Here is an 18224-nt window from a genome sequence, read left to right as displayed (position 1 = left end):
TTAGGCCAAAGAAGCAGGCGGGGGTCCGTATGACGATGCAGTCGTTTCTGCTGACGGAAGGGTTTAGACTGCAGCAAAATCACAGTATTTTCGTATCAATCGCTTCTTGTCATGGATCTCCTCTCCGGTCTGCTTCACATCTACTAGCCCCCGACCTTTGCTCCCTTAACGAAAGGGATAATCGTGCAAAGCAGCATGCAGAGACAACAAGACTCGAACCCTATAGACCGCCACACCTTGGCCTGTCTTTATGCACATCGGGTAAATTGTTGGGTTTAATGCAACGCCTATGGCCGTTAAGGCTGCTTTTTCCGAAGTCCTCTATGAATCTCAGTTCATCTTGCTCGCTCTTTTCGCAACGTTCTGATCGTTTCGGCAATGCCGGATTCAAACGGCGTTGCCGGAATCGGCCCGATCAAGGACTCGTATTTCGTTCCGCTAAGCACGAAAGGCTCCTCCGTCAGATACAGCATTTCGACGATCTCTTTCATGACCGGCTCGAATAGTCCGATCAAAGACAAGCCCGCCTTTCCCAGGGGGATAACCGGTTTGCTCACTCCGGCGGCCCGCCGTGCGATGCGAACGATGTCCCGACCGGAAATCGTGCCGGGCCCCGGAATATGCCAGTTTTGCCCGTAAGCTTCATCCCGGCCGGCCAACTCCACCATCATCTTCGCCGCATCCGGCAAATACACGAATTCGCGCGGCGTGTGCATATTGCCGATGAACACCGCCGGCTTTCCCGCCGCGATCGCTTCCAGCGTCGAGCCCAGATAAGAGGCCCGATTCGCCGTGGGACCGTAGTAATCCGGGAGCCGGGCGATCAGGGTTTGCGCATTGCTCCACCGCTTATCGAACAGCATTTGCTCAAAGGACAGCCTGATTTTGCCCTTCCGGGTATGCGGGTTCTTCGGGTGATCCTCCGTGGCTTGGCTTGCCGTTCTTCGGCCATAGGGATAAATGCCGTCTACGGCAACCACCTTCAAGCCCAGACGATCAGCCGCTTTCATGACGCTTTCGCCCAAGGGAATCAGCTTGCCGACCATTTCGTGGTAAGGCACGTTGGCGCTATGGAAGATGACTTCAGCCCCGTCAGCCGCAGCCTCAATATCCTCCGGTCGGAATGCATCGCCCAACGCCAGCGTCAGGCCCTTGGGATATCCCAGCTCCGCGGCCATTTGCTCCAGCTTGGATTTGGAACGCCCGAAAGCTACCGTAGCGATTCCCCTGCTCACCAACTCAGCCGTAATTGCCGCTCCCGTCCCGCCGGTTGCCCCTAAAACCATTGCTTTTTTCATGTTTTTCCCGCCTCCCAATTTAGTAATTGATCAATCACATACTATGCTTGAGAACAATATAACGTCTTGTTAGTGATTAGTCATTAACTAATTTTTACGGCATAATGCCGCCGTGCCTTTACTTGCCCATCAACTCCGGCATCCCCAGTGCCATCGAAACGTTACATAACATCCCCCGCGCCAGAAAAATCAGGGTTCGCCCTTCCGGATCGGATATTCCCGCCTGCCGAAAGGCGTCGATCACGATTTGCCGAACTTCGCCGAAACCGCGTTGCATCGCCTCCCGGATTAATTCCTCCTGAATCGTCTGTGCCTGCATTTGCAGCAAAATTTCATTGCGGTGCGATTCCGCGATGCGCACGTAAGCATCAACCAACTCGGTTTCCAAACGTTCTACGGTTGCCGTAGCCACCACCTGCCGGAAAGACTCGACCACGCGGGTCCACGACACCTCTAACGCAGCCAGCAATAAAGCTTCTTTACTGGCGAAGAAGCGGAAAATATACGGCTGGGAGATTTGCGTCCGCTCCGCGACTTGAGCCGTAGTGGACCGAAAATAACCGGTTTCCGCAAATACTTCGATCGCTGCCGAAATGATTTCCGATTTGCGGTTCACTGATGTAGATGCATCCTTTGCCATGCGTACCCTCCTCCTTTTCAATGTATTGATTAGTCAATAACTAATCCAACTATAGCTCACTCGCTGCGGCAATGCAAATCCATTGGCCTCAATACGTATAATCCGGGAAGCCAAGGTTACACTATAAGCGGTTATCTACATACGTTATGCATAAAAACACACGGTGAATCCATGATGAAGAATAGACTTCGCCTAACGGCTTTGGCGCGGAGGTTGATTGCCCTCCCGTTGTTCCTCTTGTATTTGCTGTTTTCAGGAAGCATTTATCCGGCTCAGGCCGCTCCTTCCTTGCCGATCGTTTCGGAAGAAGGGATCTTCTCGCTTGAGGTATATCCCCAGCAGCATCGCCTGATCGTAAAACTTCAGGGCCAGGTTTACAGAACCTATCCCGTTGCCGTAGGCAATCCGTCAACGCCCACACCGGTGGGGGAGTATCAAATCACCTACAAGGGCAAGGATTGGGGCCCTTCGTTCGGGCCGCGTTGGCTGGGGCTTAACGTCCCCTGGGGATACTACGGCATCCACGGCACGAACCGTCCGGATTCGATCGGGCAGCACCTGAGCCACGGCTGCATTCGGATGCGCAACCGCGACGTGGTCGAGCTATTCGAGCTGATTCCGATCGGAACGAAGGTAACGATCTATGGCCATATCCTGGGGGATGCCATGCGTCAACCGCGGGACTTGGCGGAAGGAGATGTCGGCGGCGACGTCCAACTCATCCAATCCCGCCTCAAAAGCGCCGGTTATTACTCCGGCATCTGCAACGGCAAATTCCGCGCGGATACCGCCGCCGCCTTAACCCGGTTTCAACGCGACCATCAGCTAATCCCTAACGGCATGGTATCGCTACCGGTGTACCAGGCCCTCGGGCTTTGGGAATAACAACAACCCGTTCACTCTGCGTGAACGGGTTGTCTTTGTTTCTTTTGAGCCGATGGTTAAATAAACACTTGCTCCAGGTCGATCGATCGTTCCCTTGACAAATCGCGGAATCGTTCCGCGTCGATCTGCACCAGCGGCTTAAAGATGTCGATCGGGTTGTTCCATATGATCGTTGCGGTTTCGCCGTTGCTCAGCTTAGCTCTTTTGCCGATAAAGTTAGGCAGGAGATTGCGAGTCAATACCTGAACCGCTTTCTCGTTCAGCTTGCCGAAACCCAGCTCGTGAATCTTCCGGAGCACCGTCAGAAGGTCTTGCCGTGAACGGGAGCCGTCCGGCGAAGTCAGACCGATATAAGCATTGGCCACGGCGACGATTTCCGCGTATGGATGGATTTTTTCCTTCCGCAGTCCGGCTGGATACCCCGACCCGTCCTCCTGCTCATGATGCTGAAGCGCCACCAGGGCCGTGACTTCCTCGCCCGTCGATTTGCGGATAATCTCGTAACCGTACGAGGTATGGCGGCGCATTTCCTCCTGCTCTTCAACGGTCAACTCACGGTCGCGGTTGCGCAGCGATTGGCGAACTTGGCTTTTGCCGATGTCATGCAAATATCCGGCTTTGCTCACCTCGTAGCATTCTTCCGGCGAATATCCGAGCCAAGTGGCGATATAGTAGGACAATAGGCCCACCTGCAAGGAATGGTTATATATATTAGCGTCATCTTCGGTAAATGCGATCAGCAGCGAAACGACGTCCTTATTCCGGTCAAGCACTTCAAGCATAGGCACCAAATGCTGATCCACCATGGCTTGATTAAATTTCCCCGTAGTCAGCGCTTCTAAGAAGATCGACTGGTACCCTTTCAAAGTAAAATAAAAGTTATCCCGTAACCGTTGCGTGAAACTTTTGAGGTCGCCGGCCTCCGAAGCCTCTTCACCTTCGCGCAGTTCAATATCGACATAGTCGATGCTTTGCCGAATCAGTAGAGCGATTTCCTCCGTATGAATGCTTGTCCCCTTGGGAAGAACGTGCAGACCGGCCCGGTTAAACACATCCGATTTCAGCCGATCCCCTTCCTGAAGCTCCATGACGTGAGTTTTCATGTTTTCCCTCCCCTCATCCTTTTGCGCGACGAAATCAAATCCATTTACCTATAAATATCGATCAAATCCAGCATTTTCTAAATAGTGCTTTAGGCGGGATTTGTTGGTCGTACGAACCGCCTTTTGCCGCGCAGACTAGGCATTAAGCCCTTAAGGCTTCTCCTTCTTCCAAGGCGGATCTCCGTACCTGTGCAGCTTCTGATTGATCAAATAGACCACCAAGGGAATCGCCGTGGATAATGCGGCACAGACGATCACCCTGATGGACGGCAAGCGCTCCAATAGCAGCTGCCACATTCAATGGCCTCCTCTCATTCCATGACTATTTCGTTTCTACCGTGGAGCCGATAATTCTTACATGCACCTTGGTTTCGATGGTAATTTCGCTTTTGGCAAATATATTTTCGCCGTGATCCCAGTTATCCTCGATGTCTTTCCACACCGAAAAATACTCCTGCTTCAAATAATCCCCGAGCTCCATTACGTCGGTCGCGAATTCCCGCTGCAACTTCTCCACCGTTGACGTCGTTAAACGCAACAACTCACTCTCCGCTTCGCGCTTGATCTTGGCCAATTGCGACGGGTCCATTAAATCGATCTGCTCCTGCGTTTCTCCGACATTGCCTTCCATATTTATTTTTATCGTGAAGCGAATGCGCTCCGGGTCGGAGACGTCGGCTGTAATTTCCCGCCTGGATCCTTTGATTTCGAAAGCTACATATTCGTTATCCAGCTTGAACTCCAGAACCCCATCCTGCGCACTTCCCCTCAATAGATTGAGTCCTGACGTTTCGTCATCCTCAAGGTACCCCAATAATCGGTTTGAGGAACCGTTAAAAATAGCGGCTCCGGCTATCGATACTTCATTGCCCATTTTCCGCATTCGGGGGAGGGCAAAGCTTTTTTTGCCAATAATGAAGGATTGAACGTCACCGATATTGACGGGCGGATAAATCCTCGAGCTTTTGGTCGGGTTTTGCGCCACCGATTCAAAATACACAACCGGCAGCTTTTCGCTTTTCGGTTTGACGTTAAGCAGCTCCCGGGTGTCCTCTTCGGAAATCATCACTTTGGTCGCTCTTCTCATCTCATGGTCGCGCAGGAAAAGATCCAATGTCTTGACGAAATCGCCATCCTTAGCCATCTCTTCGGAAATGATGATCATGCGGATATGCTGCAAATAAGGGCTGCGACTGGTGGTATAGGACATGTCCCGGGCCGCCATGAACATCGTGTTGCCCGTCGAAGACAAATTAAAAAAAGCTTCGCCGCCGCTCCCTCTCCCGTCTTTGCCTCCGCCTTCCTTGCCTTGCAGCCCGCCGGGAATGACAAACTGAAAGGTCAAAACGTACTTGCCTTTCCCCTGCTCTTCCTCACCGGCCATATCGATCCCGGCGCCTACGACAAACCCTCTTTCTTCGATCTCGACCCGGTCCCAGCAGCCGCTAAGAAAGGAGAGGCCCAGCAGAAGGCAGAACGCCGCCCAGCCTTTACGCATGTCCTTTCACCCCGCGCAATAAGGCAATGAGCAGCAAAAAAGCCGGAATCACCATGGCAAAGCAAACTCCCGCATAGCTGATCCATTCCCCAAATACCGTGATCTCCCATAAATTTTGCGGTTGCATGACGATCAGGAAGACCGGCGGAGACAGCCATAACGTCAACGTAATCCGCTTGGCCTTTTTAAAAACGGATTCCAGCGCTTGCAGCGATACATCGAAGGCCATTGCTGCCGTGTTAAACAAGGTGATCACCCATATGGAAAAAAAGATCGATTCGAACCGTTCGAAGAAGCCGCCCGGCACCTCGACTTCCTTCGCCAGCTCCGCGGTTGGATAAAGCGTGCTCGCCGTGACTTCGGCCCCAAATACGCCGATCGTAAACAAAAAGACCAGCAAATAAAGCAGCAAAGGAAAGAGCATGCCCAACAAGGCCGCCTTCATGACTTTTTTGGGTTTTTTGATAAACACGTTGTAATACAGCAGGATCTCGAAGCCTAAGAACGAAAACGCCGACTCCTTCGAAGCAAGGGCCACCTCACGCCAGCCCGTGACAAAAAAGGGCTTGAGATTGCGAATTTCAAAAAAACCGATGTTCATGATGATCAATACGATCACCAGGAGAATCACGATCGGCAAAAATACGACGTTCAGCCGAAAGAGCGATAGGCTGGGCCCTACCACGCCATAAACGAGCACCAGCAAAAATACCAGACTGATCACTTCCACCGGAGTGCGGTCGAACAGATAAACCCGCGAAATACTGGCAACGCCTCGGGTTTCGTAGCTGACGAACATCAACATATATACCGCAAACAGCAACGTCAGGAAGACGCCGATCGGCTTCCCGATGATCGCGGATGAAATATCAAGCAGATTCTGCTTCGGAAACCGGGTTATCAGCTTAACGACAATCCAGGTGAATACCAAGGCCGTTATACCGCCGATCACGATGGACATCCAGCCATCGACCGATTTGGTGATTTCTACGGTAGATCGAGGCAGCGTCAATACGCCGAAGCCGATGACCATGTTGGCGACCGAAGCGAACACTTCGTTAGTCCCAACCTCTTTATCTCCGTATTCAAAGGACTTCATGGCCCGTCCTCCCCTGTTTTCATCCGCCGTTCATCCTTGGTTTGCATAAACTGCGGCCGCTTGTCCAGCATCACGATCGGAGCACGGATCAACACATCCCGCCAATCGTGGGGAAAACTGGGAGCCAACGGGGTCAGATACGGAACGCCGAAGCTGCGCAGTCGGGACAAATGGACGCTGAGCATGATCAGCGACAAAATGATCCCGTACAAGCCTAACATCGCAGCTGCAATCATCGTCGCGAACCGCAGCATCCGAAAAGCAATCCCGGCGTCGTAGGACGGGATGGCAAAGGACGAAATGGCCGTCACGGCTACGACGATGACCATAATCGGACTGACGATCCCCGCCTGGACCGCCGCATCGCCGATGACCAATCCTCCCACGATCCCGATCGTTTGTCCGATCGGCTTCGGCAAACGAACCCCGGCCTCACGGAGCAGCTCCAGCGTAAACTCCATCAGCAAAGCTTCCACCACGGCCGGAAACGGTACGCCCTCCCGGGAGGCCGCGATGGAAAACGCGAGCTTCGACGGGATCATCCCCTGATGGTAAGAGACGAGCGCAATATACAGCGATGGCAATACCAAAGAAATCCCCACCGCCAGATAACGCAGCGTGCGGATCAGCGTCCCGATCTGCCAGCGCTCGTAGTAATCCTCCGGCGACTGGATCAGGGACACGAACGTCGTCGGCATAATCAACGCGAACGGCGTCCCGTCGAGCAGAATGGCGACTTTTCCCTGCAAAATGGCGGCCGCCACCTTATCAGGGCGCTCCGTGTGAAGGATCTGAGGAAACGGCGACAAAAAGCTGTCTTCGATCCATTGCTCAATCGTCCCGCTCTCCGGCGCGTCGTCGATCGAAATCGTATCCACCCTTCGTTTGACTTCTTGAATGATGGCCGGATGCACGATGCCCTCGATATAGACGACGACCAGCTCTTTTTTGGCCCGATCGCCGACCCGATACGTATCGAACCGCAGATCGGGATCGCGAAGCGCTTTGCGAACCAGGATGATATTCGTTTCGATGCTTTCGTTGAACCCCTCGCGCGGACCGCGCACGAGCGATTCCGTTTGCGGCTCCTCCACGCTCCGGCCCGTCCATTTCCGGCTTCCGATCAGCAATACCTGGTCGTAACCGTCCAGGAACAAGGCCGTATCGCCGGAAAGAATCGCGACGACGATATCGTCCAGCGAATTCGTTTTTTTATATTTATGGATCGACAAAAACTGCTTCTCCAGCATGCCGAGCATCTCATGGCCGGAGAACGGCTCCTTCTGCTTGCCTTCGGCTATGGCTTGCTGCAGTTGATATACAATTTGGTCGTTAATCATGGTCATATCCGACAATCCGGCTATGCAAATGACGGCGCAATGCTGTTTCCCATCGCCGAACGTAAAATAACGAGTCACCAAATCATCGGGGGAATTTAAGATGCCGACGATCTTGTCGACATTCGCCCGGGCTTGCCGGGAAATCGGAGACGCGGCGCCGTCCGCTTGCGGCGTATCGCTTTTTTTGAGCGGGCTAAGTTTCTTGACGGGTTTTCTGAATAGAAATCTAGGCATGTCGATTCTCACCCTCATCTATGTAACCATTCTCTGCGATTGCGATATGTTACCCTTTATAACCAAATTGCCGCGGAGTTATCCCTAATAAAAAGAACCGCCAGGCATACAGCCTGACGGTTCCGGAATGAAGTTCTATCGATTATGGCTGACCCGTCAGCGACTGGACGTCGACGAACGGGGTAGCCCCGCCCGTGACCTGCGGGAGTTTTCCGTCCCATTTTTCCAGCGCTTTTTCCTGCACCTCGATTTGCTTCAGCTGGACAAGCTCAGGCGTGACTTCCTGCTTCTTCAGCTTGAGCGATTTGGCTTCGGCCTCGGCTTGGGCGATTTTCTGCTGGGCTTCGATTTCGATCCGCTTCAAGTCGTTGCTCGCTTTGAGCGCCTGCTGCTGCGCGACCTGCTTCGCTTCGATCGATTGGTTGAACGCGTCGGAGAATTTGAAATTGACGATATTGATTTCGTTCACGATCAAATCGTATTTCGCCAGCCGGGAGGTCAAATGCTCGCTGATTTCCCCGGCGACCACGTCGCGTTTCGCGATCAGGTCCTCGGCCTGGTAACGGGCCGTGACTTCCTTGACGATCTCCTGCACGGCCGGGTTAATGATGACCGTATCGTAATTGCCGCCGATATTGTTCATCAGATTGTACGCCGCTTCCTTATTCACCGAATAGTTGACGGCGACATGCGTGGATACCGGCTGCAAGTCCTTGGAGGAAGCGGTCGTGTCCGTTTCCGTTTTGGTCACCTGCGTATTCACTTGGATTACCGTTTGTATGAACGGAATTTTCAAATGCATGCCCGGTGACAAAATGTTGCTGTTCAATTTGCCGAACGTTTTATACAAGCCTACGTGGCCATATTCGACCTGGGCAAAGCTGCTTGATCCGACGATCAGCAAGACGACGACGATAATGGCTGTGGAAATTACTTTTCCCACGGGAAGATTACTTCGTTTCGGATTCTGATTGGTTCCTGCTTCCATGTACATCCCTCCGCTTGATTGGTTGTTGCTCCAGACCTGGTTAAGCTGGTTTTGCTGGCCGGCTAACTATATCAAGTAATACGCAGGATGTACTCGTTTGGTAACAAAATTTGACTTGAGCGCGTGTCCCCTATCTAAACCGCTCATTTCCGCGACAACCAGGCACGCTCACGATTCCAGCGCAGCTCGACCGGAACCTCGAAGAAATCCGACAGGTTCCCTTCGCTCAACACCTCGTCCGTCTTCCCCTGCATGAACGCTTCGCCCCGGCGGAGCAGCAGCGTCCGTCCGAAGATCGGCAGAATTTCCTCCGTATGATGCGTAACGTACAGCATGTGGGGGGCGTTCGGTTCAGTCGCTAATTGCGCGATGCTTTCCAGCAGGCCTTCCCGGGATATGAAGTCCAGCCCGTTCGTCGCTTCATCCAAAATCAGCAGCTTCGGCGAGGCCATCAACGCCCGGGCGATCAGCAGCTTCTGCTGCTCCCCCTGCGAACAGGTCTGGTAGGTACGGTCCAGCAGGTGGCTGCAGCGCAGTTGATTCATCAGTGAGACAGCCCGATCGTAATCCTCCGACGCGGGTTGCTCGTACAGTCCGATGGAGGCGAACTTGCCGCTTACGATCAAATCCTGGGCCTTCTGTCCTCCGTGCAGCTTCTCCTGCAGCGACGAGCTGACCCAACCGATCGATTTGCGCAGCTCCCGCAAATCCACCTCCCCGAAACGGTTGCCCAGCACGCTGATTTCTCCGGACGTGGGCCACAAATAACCGCAAAGCATGTTTAGCAGCGTTGTTTTGCCGGAACCGTTCAAACCCAGCAACGCCCAATGCTCGCCTTCCCGGACCGTCCAATCGATCCCGTCCAGCACGGTTTTCCCCTCTCGGGTCCAAGTTACCTGATTCATCTCTATTATCGGTTTCATGCTAGAGTACCTCCCAAAGTAGGTTTACCGTATTTACAAGCTACTCCCGCCCCGGGAGGCTGTCAAGCGCCGCTCCTCGGTTTCTCGTGCCAATTCCCCAGGAATACGCTAGAATACTAGGGAAAGGAAGTGAGCCGTACATGCACCCTGCAACACATTGGAATGAAGTCGAGGCTTTGCAAAAAACATGCGAGCAGCACGACGGCATCGCCTTAAAACTGAATTGGGACACCCTGCTTTCCCGGAAGCCGAACGACGGGAACGATCTGGCCGAATACCGCGACGGCAAACTGGTCGCTTTCTTGGGCAGGTATCCTTTCGGCTCCACGATGGAAGTTTGCGGCATGGTCCATCCGGACTACCGCAGGCAAGGGATATTCGCCGGCCTTTTGCAACGCGCGATGGATGATCCGGCCATTCTGCCGTACTCCAAGCTATTGCTGAATGCACCCGGCAACTCGGAATCGGCCAAGAAGTTTCTCGCCCGCGTATCCTGCGTCTTCTCCTTCACGGAATACCAGATGTGCCATGCAGCGGACAGCGGCCTCCCGGCTTCGCCCGGCCCCGCCGTAACGCTGCGCGACGCGCTTAAGGACGATCTGCCGCTGTTGGCCGAACTGGACCACGAAGGATTTCGCATCGACGCGGACGAGACCCGCCTGTACTACGAAGAGATGTCCGCCGAGGAAATCGCCAAGCATGAGCTGATCGTGGTAAGCGGCGAACCGGTCGGGAAAATCCGCGTCGCCCGCCGCGACGGCGAATCCTGGATTTACGGTTTCGTCGTGTTGGCCCGGCACCGGGGCCAGGGGATCGGCAGCACCACCCTTCACCAGATCATCGAACGGGAGCGGGCCGCCGGTTACGAGGTTTGGCTGGAGGTCGCCCTGGACAATGCTCATGCCAAAAAACTGTACGAGAACGCCGGCTTCCAGGTCCGCCGTTCCCAGGACTACTACGCGTACTTGCGTTAATCGGGGGCCGGGCTAAGCGTTCATCCGCCCGAACTGAGCCTGATGCAGGCGGCTGTAATGGCCGCCCGCCGCGATCAGCTCCTGATGGCGCCCCTGCTCCGAGATGCCGACCTCCGTCACGACGACGATCCGGTCGGCATTTTTAATGGTGGCAAGCCGATGCGCGATCACCAGCGTCGTCCGCCCGGCGGACAATTCGGCAAGCGATTGCTGGATCGCCAGCTCGGTTTCGGTGTCGAGGGCCGAGGTCGCCTCGTCGAGGATCAGGATCGGCGGATTTTTCAGGAACATCCGCGCGATCGCAAGCCGCTGCTTTTGTCCGCCGGACAGCTTCACGCCCCGCTCTCCGATCACCGTCTGCATTCCTTCCGGCTGCGACCGGATAAATTCCTCCAATTGCGCGCGCCGGGCCGCCTCCCAAATTTCTTCCTCCGTCGCGTCCAGCTTGCCGTAAGCGATATTCTCGCGAATCGTGCCGGAGAACAGGTAGACGTCCTGCTGCACGATCCCGATGTTTCGCCGCAGCGACGCCAGCGTCAGGCTGCGGATGTCTTTGCCGTCGATCGCGATCTTCCCGCCGTCCACCTCATAGAAGCGCGGCAGCAGGCTGCAAAGCGTCGTTTTGCCGGCGCCGGAGGGACCGACGAAAGCGATCGTTTCCCCCGCTTTAATCTGCAAGTTGACGTTTTCCAGCACGCGCGACGTATCGTCATAACCAAAGGAGATATGATCAAAATCAATGTCTCCCCGTAGCTTCCCGGCATCGGTTGCGCCCGGCGCATCGGCCACGTCCGGCTCGGTATCCATAATTTCCAGATACCGCTTGAACCCGGCGATTCCTTTCGGATAGCTTTCGATGATCGCGTTGATTTTCTCGATCGGTCGGATAAAAACGTTCGCGAGCAGCAGGAAGCCGACGAACTCCCCGTACGACAGCTCGCCGCGGATCACGAACCAGGTGCCGCAGATCATGACGAACAGCGAGACGAGCCGCATCAGCATGTAGTTGACCGACAAGCTACCGGCCATAATCTTGTAAGCCCGCATCTTGGTGGCGCGGTAGGCGTTGTTGTTCTCCGCAAACAGCTCGCGTTCATGCTGCTCGTTGGCGAAGGCTTGCACGACGCGGATGCCGCCGATGTTCTCCTCCACCCGGGAATTGAAATCGGCCAGCGCCGAGAACAGGCCGCGGTACGTTTTGGTCATTTTTCCGTTAAAATAAAGCGCCGTCCAGACCAGCACGGGTACGACCAGAAATGTAAGCACCGCCAGCTTCCAGTTGATCGCCAGCATAAGCAGGAACGAGCCGATCAAGGTCATCCCGGCGATAAACACGTCCTCTGGCCCGTGGTGGGCCACCTCGCCGATGTTATCGAGGTCGTTGGAAATCCGCGACATCAGATGTCCGGTCTTGTGGTTGTCGTAAAAACGGAAGGACAGCTTCTGCAGGTGGTCGAACATCTTTTTGCGCATATTCGTTTCAATGTTGACGCCCAGCATATGCCCCCAGTAGGTCACGATGTAATTCAGCGCCGTGTTCAGCACGTAAATGCCGAGCAAAGCGGCGCAAGCCCATACGATTAACTCCCAGTCGCGTCCCGGCAGCAGCTTGTCGACGAACTGGTTGACGGCGATCGGAAAGCCGAGCTCCAGCAGTCCTGCTACCACGGCACAAGTGAAATCGAGGATGAACAATTTCTTATAAGGACGGTAATAGGTAAAAAAACGGCGAAGCATCTCTATTTTCTCTCTCCCATCTTTCCTTGCTCCGGCAAGCTTGGTTCATTTGGTGAAAAGACTATCACAGTTTTAAGATAATTTGAAGAAGTTTTCACGGACGGCTGGCATGCGAATAGAGAAATAAGGTACAATAACTACCGAATCAACAGAACATCGGGAAAGCCCTGAAGGGTCAGGCCGCTTTACGCATGCGGAAGGAAGGATCGTAACATGTACATAGCTAACGATTGGAAAGATTACGAGGTGCTGGATACCGGAAACGGGGAGAAGCTGGAACGCTGGGGTGACGTGATTTTGCGCCGTCCCGATCCGCAGATCATTTGGCCGATCGCGGACGAGGACAAGAGCTGGCGCGATGTACACGGGCATTACCATCGCAGCTCCTCCGGCGGGGGGCAGTGGGAAATGAAGAAGCAGCTTCCCGACCGCTGGACCGTGTCCTACGACCGGTTGAAATTTTATATTCGTCCAACCAATTTCAAGCATACCGGATTGTTTCCGGAGCAAGCCGCCAACTGGCGCTGGATGATGGACAAGATCGCAGCGGCTGGTCGGCCGATCCAGGTGCTGAACCTGTTCGCCTATACCGGGGGTGCCACCGTGGCCGCGACTGCGGCCGGCGCCTCGGTCGTCCACGTCGACGCCGCCAAAGGCATGGTGCAGTGGGCCAAAGAGAACATCGCTCTCTCGGGCCTGTCCGACCGCCCCGTCCGCTTCATTACGGACGACGTGTTCAAATTCGTGCAGCGGGAGCAGCGGCGCGGCAACCGCTACGATGCGATCATCATGGACCCGCCTTCTTACGGACGCGGGCCCGGCGGCGAAATGTGGAAGCTGGAGACCAGCTTGTACCCGTTCGTGGAATCATGCCTGTCGATCTTGTCGGACAACCCCTTGTTTTTCCTGATCAACTCCTATACGACCGGGATATCGCCGACCGTGCTGCATAACATTCTGTCGATGACGGTCAAGCAGCGGTATGGCGGGCGGATCTCCGCCGGGGAGTTGGGCTTGCCGATCACGCGGTCCGGACTTCATCTTCCCTGCGGCATCCTCGGGCGCTGGGAGGAGTAAACGATGGATTCCGGAGCAAAGCGGACGACGGGGCAGCCGGAAATGGCGATCCTGTTCGAGGACAACCACCTGCTGGGCATCGAGAAGCCGGTCAACGTTCCGAGCCAGGAGGATGCCAGCGGCGATCCCGATCTGCTCAGCCTGCTCAAGGCGGACCTCAAGGAGCGTTACCGGAAGCCCGGCAACGTGTACCTTGGCCTGGTGCACCGGCTTGACCGGCCGGTAGGCGGCGCCATGATCTTCGCCAAGACGTCCAAAGCCGCCTCGCGCCTGGCGGAAGCGGTGCGCAGCCGCAACTTCAGCAAGACGTACGTGGCCGTCGTTCACGGAACGCCTGCGCAGCGCCAAGGCAGGTTGAACCATACGCTGCTTAAGGACGAACGCACCAATACGGTGTCCGTCGTTCCCGCAGGGACGCCGGGCGGCAAGGAAGCCCGGCTCGACTATAAAGTGCTGGGCACCTCGGCGGAGGAAGGGCTTAGCCTGGTACAGGTCGAACTGCACACCGGCAGGCCGCATCAGATCCGCGTGCAGATGAACCGGATCGGTTGTCCGCTGTACGGCGACCAGAAATACGGCGCGGCGGTGAACAAGCCGGGTCAGCAAATCGCCCTCTGGTCGCTGTACGTCGGATTCCCGCATCCGGTGACCCAAACGCCGGTCGATTTGGTCTCCCTCCCGCCGCGCCGGCATCCATGGAGCCTGTGGGATGAGGCCATATTTGCCAAGCTGGCAGCGATGCTGCGAGGCGGAGAGCACGGATTCTGACGGGTTCTTATCCGCATTAACCAACGAGATGTCCATTTGGAAACAAGGAGGCGGGAAGCTTGGGAGGATCATTCATTGACCCAAGCTTCCCGCCTCTATTCCTTTGCCGCTTATTTCGTGCCGGAGATCTTCCCCATCAAGTAGACCAGCAATTGTTGATTATGCGTCGAAATGCGGTCGAGCACGCCGCTCAAGTAGGCGTTTCTAACGGCAACTCCGCGCTGTACCTCGGTTTGTCCTTTATCGGTAATCGACACCCAGACGTTGCGGCGGTCGTTCTCATCCCGGTCGCGCCGGATCAGCTCCCCCCGTTCCATTCGGTCCAGCAGCATCGTTACCGCCGCCGGCGTCGTGGAGAGAAAAGGGATCAAATCGGACGGCTTCAGATTGCCCTGCTGCTCCAGCAGCTCCAGAACGGTCAACTGTGATGTAGTCAACGTTGGTGCCAGTTCCTCTTCCATATGGGCCTGATAATCTTTGACGATGAGTTCCAGCAATCTGGCAAATTCAGCGGTATGCAATCCTATCCCTCCCAGCCTAACATGACCATCTACTGTAATTCGCTGCGCTCTCTGCGAATTCCTGCTGGTCCATGCTAATAATCTGGCGGTTATTCGCAAAATCTGCCGAAACGCAAAAAGGCGATGCTCCTGGCGCGACCTCGAAGTCGCAGTCAGGCGGACCGCCACAGATATGCCATTTATTTCGGTTTATTGTACCGTATAGCGCCAACCGAAAGGATCTGCCTCGCCTCCGCGCTGGATGCCTGTGAGGATTTCGTATATTTTTCCGGATAACTCGCCGGTCTTGCCTCCGGAAATTTCGATGTCGCGGCCTTCCCATTGCATCATCCCGATAGGGGAAATGACCGCTGCGGTCCCGGTGCCGAACGCCTCCTCCAGCTTGCCGTCCCGGCTAGCCTCATACAGCTCCTCGATCGAAACGCGGCGTTCCTTGACCGGAATTCCCCATTCGCGCAGCAAGCGGATAACCGAATCGCGAGTTACCCCAGCCAGGATACTGCCGTTTAACTCGGGCGTGACCACTTCCCCGCCGACTTTAAAAAACACGTTCATGCTGCCGACTTCCTCGATATATTTGTTTTCGATGCCGTCCAGCCACATCACCTGCGAAAATCCGAACTGCTTGGCGTCCTCCTGGGCTTTGATCCCGGAGGCGTAATTGCCCGAGGTTTTCGCCTCGCCGGTGCCCCCGCGCACGGCCCGTACGTACCGGTCCTCCACGTAAATGCGCACCGGATGAATGCCTTCCGGATAATACGCCCCGACCGGCGACAAAATGACGATCAGCTGATATTCCCGGGCCGCCCGAACCCCTAGTCCGGCCTCCGTGGCGATGATGAAGGGCCGGATATACAGCGAATTGCCTTCGCCTTCGGGTATCCAATCCTCCTCCAGCTTGATCAGCCGGCTGATTCCTTCCAATACCTCCTGCGGATCGACCTCCGGAATGCTGATTCTGGCACAGGATTCGTTCAACCGCCGCAAATTCATGTCGGGCCGGAACAACACGACCTCTCCCTGCGGCGTACGGTAGGCTTTCATTCCCTCAAAAACCTCCTGGCCGTAGTGAAACACCATCGCCGAGGGATCCAGCGCGAGCGGCCCGTAAGGCACGATCCGCATGTGGTGCCACCCTTGGCCCTCCGTATAATCCATCAGCAGCATATGATCCGTAAAATATTTCCCGAAGCCGAGCCCGCCAGCGTCAGGCTTCGACTTGCGATGTGCCGCAAGCGTGATCGCGCATTGTCCCATTTCTTTCGTCTCCTCTTGTATTCCGAGTTTGATTGCCTTAACTATACCGATTCCGCAATCATTGATCAATAGTATAATTTCAATTATAATCATTGACAAAAACTATGATTATTAAAAGGAGCCCGTGATGGAGCATCGGTTACTGGAATATTTCATCGCCGTCGGCGAAGAATTGCATTTCACCAAAGCCGCAGACCGCCTAGGCATTTCCCAGCCTACGCTCAGCCATCAAATCCGGCTGCTGGAGCAGGAATTGAACACGCCCTTGTTTCGGCGCATCGGAAAGAAGAATTATTTGACCCAGGCGGGACATATTCTGCTCGAACATGCCCGCCGGGTCGTCTACGAGCTTGAACAAGCCCGGCTTGAGATCGGTCAGCTCAACGGCATGCAGCGCGGATGCTTGCGGATCGGCTGCTCCGGCAACCACCTGCTGGAAAGCAAGCTCATTTCGTTTCACCGGCAATACCCCGGCATCGAGTTGACCGTGATCGAGCTCGCGACCGAAGAAACCCACGCGGGACTGCTCGGCAATCAGCTCGATCTTGGCGTCGTGTTTTTGCCGCTTCAGGACGAGCAGATCATCAGCCGGCCCCTGTTCGACGAAGAGCTGGTGCTGGTGATCTCCGGCGAGCACCCTTTCGCGGATCGCCCCGAGGTGGAACTGAAACAGCTTGCCGGGCTGCCGCTGGTTCTGTTCCCGCCGAAGTTTTTCGTGCGCCAGCTGTTCGATGCGGCTTGCGCCGACCGCGGCATCTCGCTTGCGCCCGTCATGGAGCTCTCCACCATGGAATCGCAGGTTCGAATGGTCCGCCATCACGTCGGCGGCACGATCTTGCCGGGCTCCTATGCCAAGACCCTGATCGGCAGCGGCCGGGACGGCGATCTCGCCGTCATTCCACTGGCGGAACCGGCCCCTCGCAAAAACGTAGGCCTGGTCTACCGCAGCAATGCGTTTATGGATGCCGCGCTTCAAGCCTTTATCCGGCATTTGACCGAGTAGGCCCGAAGTTTTCACTTTGGCGAAATCAAAGACAATATGCTTTCTTTCAAGGAAGACGCGGGGCCGCCGATCAGCGTTTCCAGGTCCGCCGAGATCGATGATGTATTCATCTTGGCAAGGTAACCGTAAATCCAATCCTGGATCTGCGGATCTTCGCGATGGACGACGGTTTTTCCCGCCAAATCGGACAATGCCGATGCCAAATCAGGAAAAGCCCAGGACCCGGGGGCCGTCAGTTCGTAGGTTTTATGCTCATGGCTCTTATCCGTGCTGTTCAATACGGATGAGATACCTTTAGCGAGGTCCTCCCGCGTAACGGTGTTAAAGCGCCACTTCCCGGTCGCACCGGTTATCGCAATAGACATATGAACCTCCACCCCATTTAGTTAAGCGCTTAACCATTTAAAGAAAAAGCTATCCCTGGTTTTTTAGTTTATTGAGCAGGAGTGCCAGTTGTTCCAGTTCCTCATCCGAAAGAACCTGCAGCTTTTCGGCAATGGAGCTGCGGTTTCCCGGCAAATGATGCAGCAGGAACGATTGGCCTTCGCTCGTGATGGTGATCACCGTTTTTCGTCCATCGGTAGGATGGCCGTCCCGCCGAACCAAACCGTCCTTTTCCAAAGGTACCAACAGCAAGCTGACATTGGCTTTCGTGACGCCGATTCGCTGAGCCAGCAAGGAAGGAAGCAGGCTGCCCCCTTCTTTCATGATTTCGACCAGGATGCGGATTCTGGCGCCGTTTTGTCCTTTGGATTGCCAATATTTCTCCGAAACGTCCACGAGCCTTGCCGTCGCTTCAACCAGCGAGAAGAAAACTCGAGTATGCAGCGGTTGATCCAATACGTAATCCTGCAGTTTTTCCATCCAACGGACACCTCA

General features: G+C 55.1%; 19 protein-coding genes. 5 read left to right on the top strand and 14 right to left on the bottom strand.

The annotated features are described in order from the left end of the window. Nucleotides 1-335: 335 nt before the first annotated feature. Both ACQ4N8_RS21245 and ACQ4N8_RS21240 read right to left on the bottom strand, forming a co-directional pair. The gene (locus tag ACQ4N8_RS21245) at nt 336-1298 is read right to left on the bottom strand and encodes an SDR family NAD(P)-dependent oxidoreductase (protein WP_430706350.1); all 963 of its coding nucleotides are present in this window, start codon (nt 1296-1298) and stop codon (nt 336-338) included. Between the two features lie 118 nt (nt 1299-1416). Then, nucleotides 1417-1938, bottom strand: coding sequence for a TetR/AcrR family transcriptional regulator (locus ACQ4N8_RS21240; protein WP_430706349.1), 522 nt, complete (start codon nt 1936-1938; stop codon nt 1417-1419). Nucleotides 1939-2109: 171 nt separating this feature from the next. Here ACQ4N8_RS21240 and ACQ4N8_RS21235 point away from each other — a divergent pair, with 171 nt between their 5' ends. Continuing rightward, nucleotides 2110-2823, top strand: a complete 714-nt coding sequence (locus ACQ4N8_RS21235) for a L,D-transpeptidase family protein (protein ID WP_430706348.1) — start codon at nt 2110-2112, stop codon at nt 2821-2823. A gap of 56 nt (nt 2824-2879) precedes the next feature. Here ACQ4N8_RS21235 and ACQ4N8_RS21230 read toward each other — a convergent pair whose 3' ends face one another. The 7 genes from ACQ4N8_RS21230 to ACQ4N8_RS21200 form a co-directional block, all read right to left on the bottom strand. Then, nucleotides 2880-3926 (bottom strand): HD-GYP domain-containing protein, encoded by a 1047-nt coding sequence (locus ACQ4N8_RS21230; RefSeq protein ID WP_430706347.1) that lies wholly within the window; start codon nt 3924-3926, stop codon nt 2880-2882. A gap of 150 nt (nt 3927-4076) precedes the next feature. Continuing rightward, nucleotides 4077-4223, bottom strand: a complete 147-nt coding sequence (locus tag ACQ4N8_RS21225) for a hypothetical protein (protein ID WP_430706346.1) — start codon at nt 4221-4223, stop codon at nt 4077-4079. A 25-nt stretch (nt 4224-4248) separates the two neighbouring features. Next, nucleotides 4249-5424, bottom strand: coding sequence for a Ger(x)C family spore germination protein (locus tag ACQ4N8_RS21220; protein WP_430706345.1), 1176 nt, complete (start codon nt 5422-5424; stop codon nt 4249-4251). Further along, nucleotides 5417-6523, bottom strand: coding sequence for a GerAB/ArcD/ProY family transporter (locus ACQ4N8_RS21215; protein WP_430706344.1), 1107 nt, complete (start codon nt 6521-6523; stop codon nt 5417-5419). The genes ACQ4N8_RS21220 and ACQ4N8_RS21215 overlap by 8 nt, the downstream gene beginning before the upstream one ends. Then, nucleotides 6520-8097: a spore germination protein gene (locus ACQ4N8_RS21210; protein ID WP_430706343.1), complete on the bottom strand. Its 1578-nt coding sequence runs from the start codon at nt 8095-8097 to the stop codon at nt 6520-6522. The genes ACQ4N8_RS21215 and ACQ4N8_RS21210 overlap by 4 nt, the downstream gene beginning before the upstream one ends. A 142-nt stretch (nt 8098-8239) precedes the next feature. Next, entirely contained in the window at nt 8240-9085 is an 846-nt protein-coding gene (locus ACQ4N8_RS21205; protein WP_430706342.1) for a prohibitin family protein, read from the bottom strand. A gap of 143 nt (nt 9086-9228) precedes the next feature. Continuing rightward, the gene (locus ACQ4N8_RS21200; RefSeq protein ID WP_430706341.1) at nt 9229-10008 is read right to left on the bottom strand and encodes an ABC transporter ATP-binding protein; all 780 of its coding nucleotides are present in this window, start codon (nt 10006-10008) and stop codon (nt 9229-9231) included. A gap of 140 nt (nt 10009-10148) precedes the next feature. On the opposite strand from ACQ4N8_RS21200, the gene ACQ4N8_RS21195 reads away from it, so the two are divergent. After that, the gene (locus tag ACQ4N8_RS21195) at nt 10149-10982 is read left to right on the top strand and encodes a GNAT family N-acetyltransferase (protein ID WP_430706340.1); all 834 of its coding nucleotides are present in this window, start codon (nt 10149-10151) and stop codon (nt 10980-10982) included. Nucleotides 10983-10994: 12 nt separating this feature from the next. Here ACQ4N8_RS21195 and ACQ4N8_RS21190 read toward each other — a convergent pair whose 3' ends face one another. Further along, on the bottom strand, nt 10995-12719 hold the full coding sequence (locus ACQ4N8_RS21190) for an ABC transporter ATP-binding protein (protein ID WP_430706339.1): 1725 nt from the start codon (nt 12717-12719) through the stop codon (nt 10995-10997). Between the two features lie 213 nt (nt 12720-12932). On the opposite strand from ACQ4N8_RS21190, the gene ACQ4N8_RS21185 reads away from it, so the two are divergent. Beyond that, nucleotides 12933-13796 carry a class I SAM-dependent methyltransferase gene (locus ACQ4N8_RS21185; protein ID WP_430706338.1) on the top strand — a complete coding sequence of 288 codons (864 nt, stop codon included), beginning with the start codon at nt 12933-12935 and terminating at the stop codon, nt 13794-13796. Nucleotides 13797-13799: 3 nt separating this feature from the next. Continuing rightward, nucleotides 13800-14564, top strand: coding sequence for an RluA family pseudouridine synthase (locus ACQ4N8_RS21180; RefSeq protein WP_430706337.1), 765 nt, complete (start codon nt 13800-13802; stop codon nt 14562-14564). Between the two features lie 110 nt (nt 14565-14674). Here ACQ4N8_RS21180 and ACQ4N8_RS21175 read toward each other — a convergent pair whose 3' ends face one another. Both ACQ4N8_RS21175 and ACQ4N8_RS21170 read right to left on the bottom strand, forming a co-directional pair. Next, the gene (locus ACQ4N8_RS21175) at nt 14675-15085 is read right to left on the bottom strand and encodes a MarR family winged helix-turn-helix transcriptional regulator (RefSeq protein ID WP_430706336.1); all 411 of its coding nucleotides are present in this window, start codon (nt 15083-15085) and stop codon (nt 14675-14677) included. 189 nt (nt 15086-15274) lie between these two features. After that, nucleotides 15275-16342, bottom strand: a complete 1068-nt coding sequence (locus ACQ4N8_RS21170) for a branched-chain amino acid aminotransferase (RefSeq protein ID WP_430706335.1) — start codon at nt 16340-16342, stop codon at nt 15275-15277. Nucleotides 16343-16469: 127 nt separating this feature from the next. Between ACQ4N8_RS21170 and ACQ4N8_RS21165 the strand changes: the two genes are divergently transcribed. Beyond that, nucleotides 16470-17345, top strand: a complete 876-nt coding sequence (locus ACQ4N8_RS21165) for a LysR family transcriptional regulator (RefSeq protein WP_430706334.1) — start codon at nt 16470-16472, stop codon at nt 17343-17345. Between the two features lie 11 nt (nt 17346-17356). On the opposite strand, the gene ACQ4N8_RS21160 is transcribed toward ACQ4N8_RS21165, so the two are convergent. Both ACQ4N8_RS21160 and ACQ4N8_RS21155 read right to left on the bottom strand, forming a co-directional pair. Then, complete coding sequence (locus ACQ4N8_RS21160; RefSeq protein ID WP_430706333.1) at nt 17357-17710, bottom strand: hypothetical protein; 354 nt, start codon at nt 17708-17710, stop codon at nt 17357-17359. A 49-nt stretch (nt 17711-17759) separates the two neighbouring features. Beyond that, complete coding sequence (locus ACQ4N8_RS21155; protein WP_430706332.1) at nt 17760-18209, bottom strand: MarR family winged helix-turn-helix transcriptional regulator; 450 nt, start codon at nt 18207-18209, stop codon at nt 17760-17762. Nucleotides 18210-18224 lie beyond the last annotated feature (15 nt).

It is taken from the genome of Paenibacillus macerans (assembly GCF_050565405.1).
Classification (GTDB): Bacteria; Bacillota; Bacilli; order Paenibacillales; family Paenibacillaceae; genus Fontibacillus; species Fontibacillus macerans_B.
Note: the sequence above shows the minus strand (reverse complement) of the source record. Positions and strands in the feature narration are given on the sequence as shown.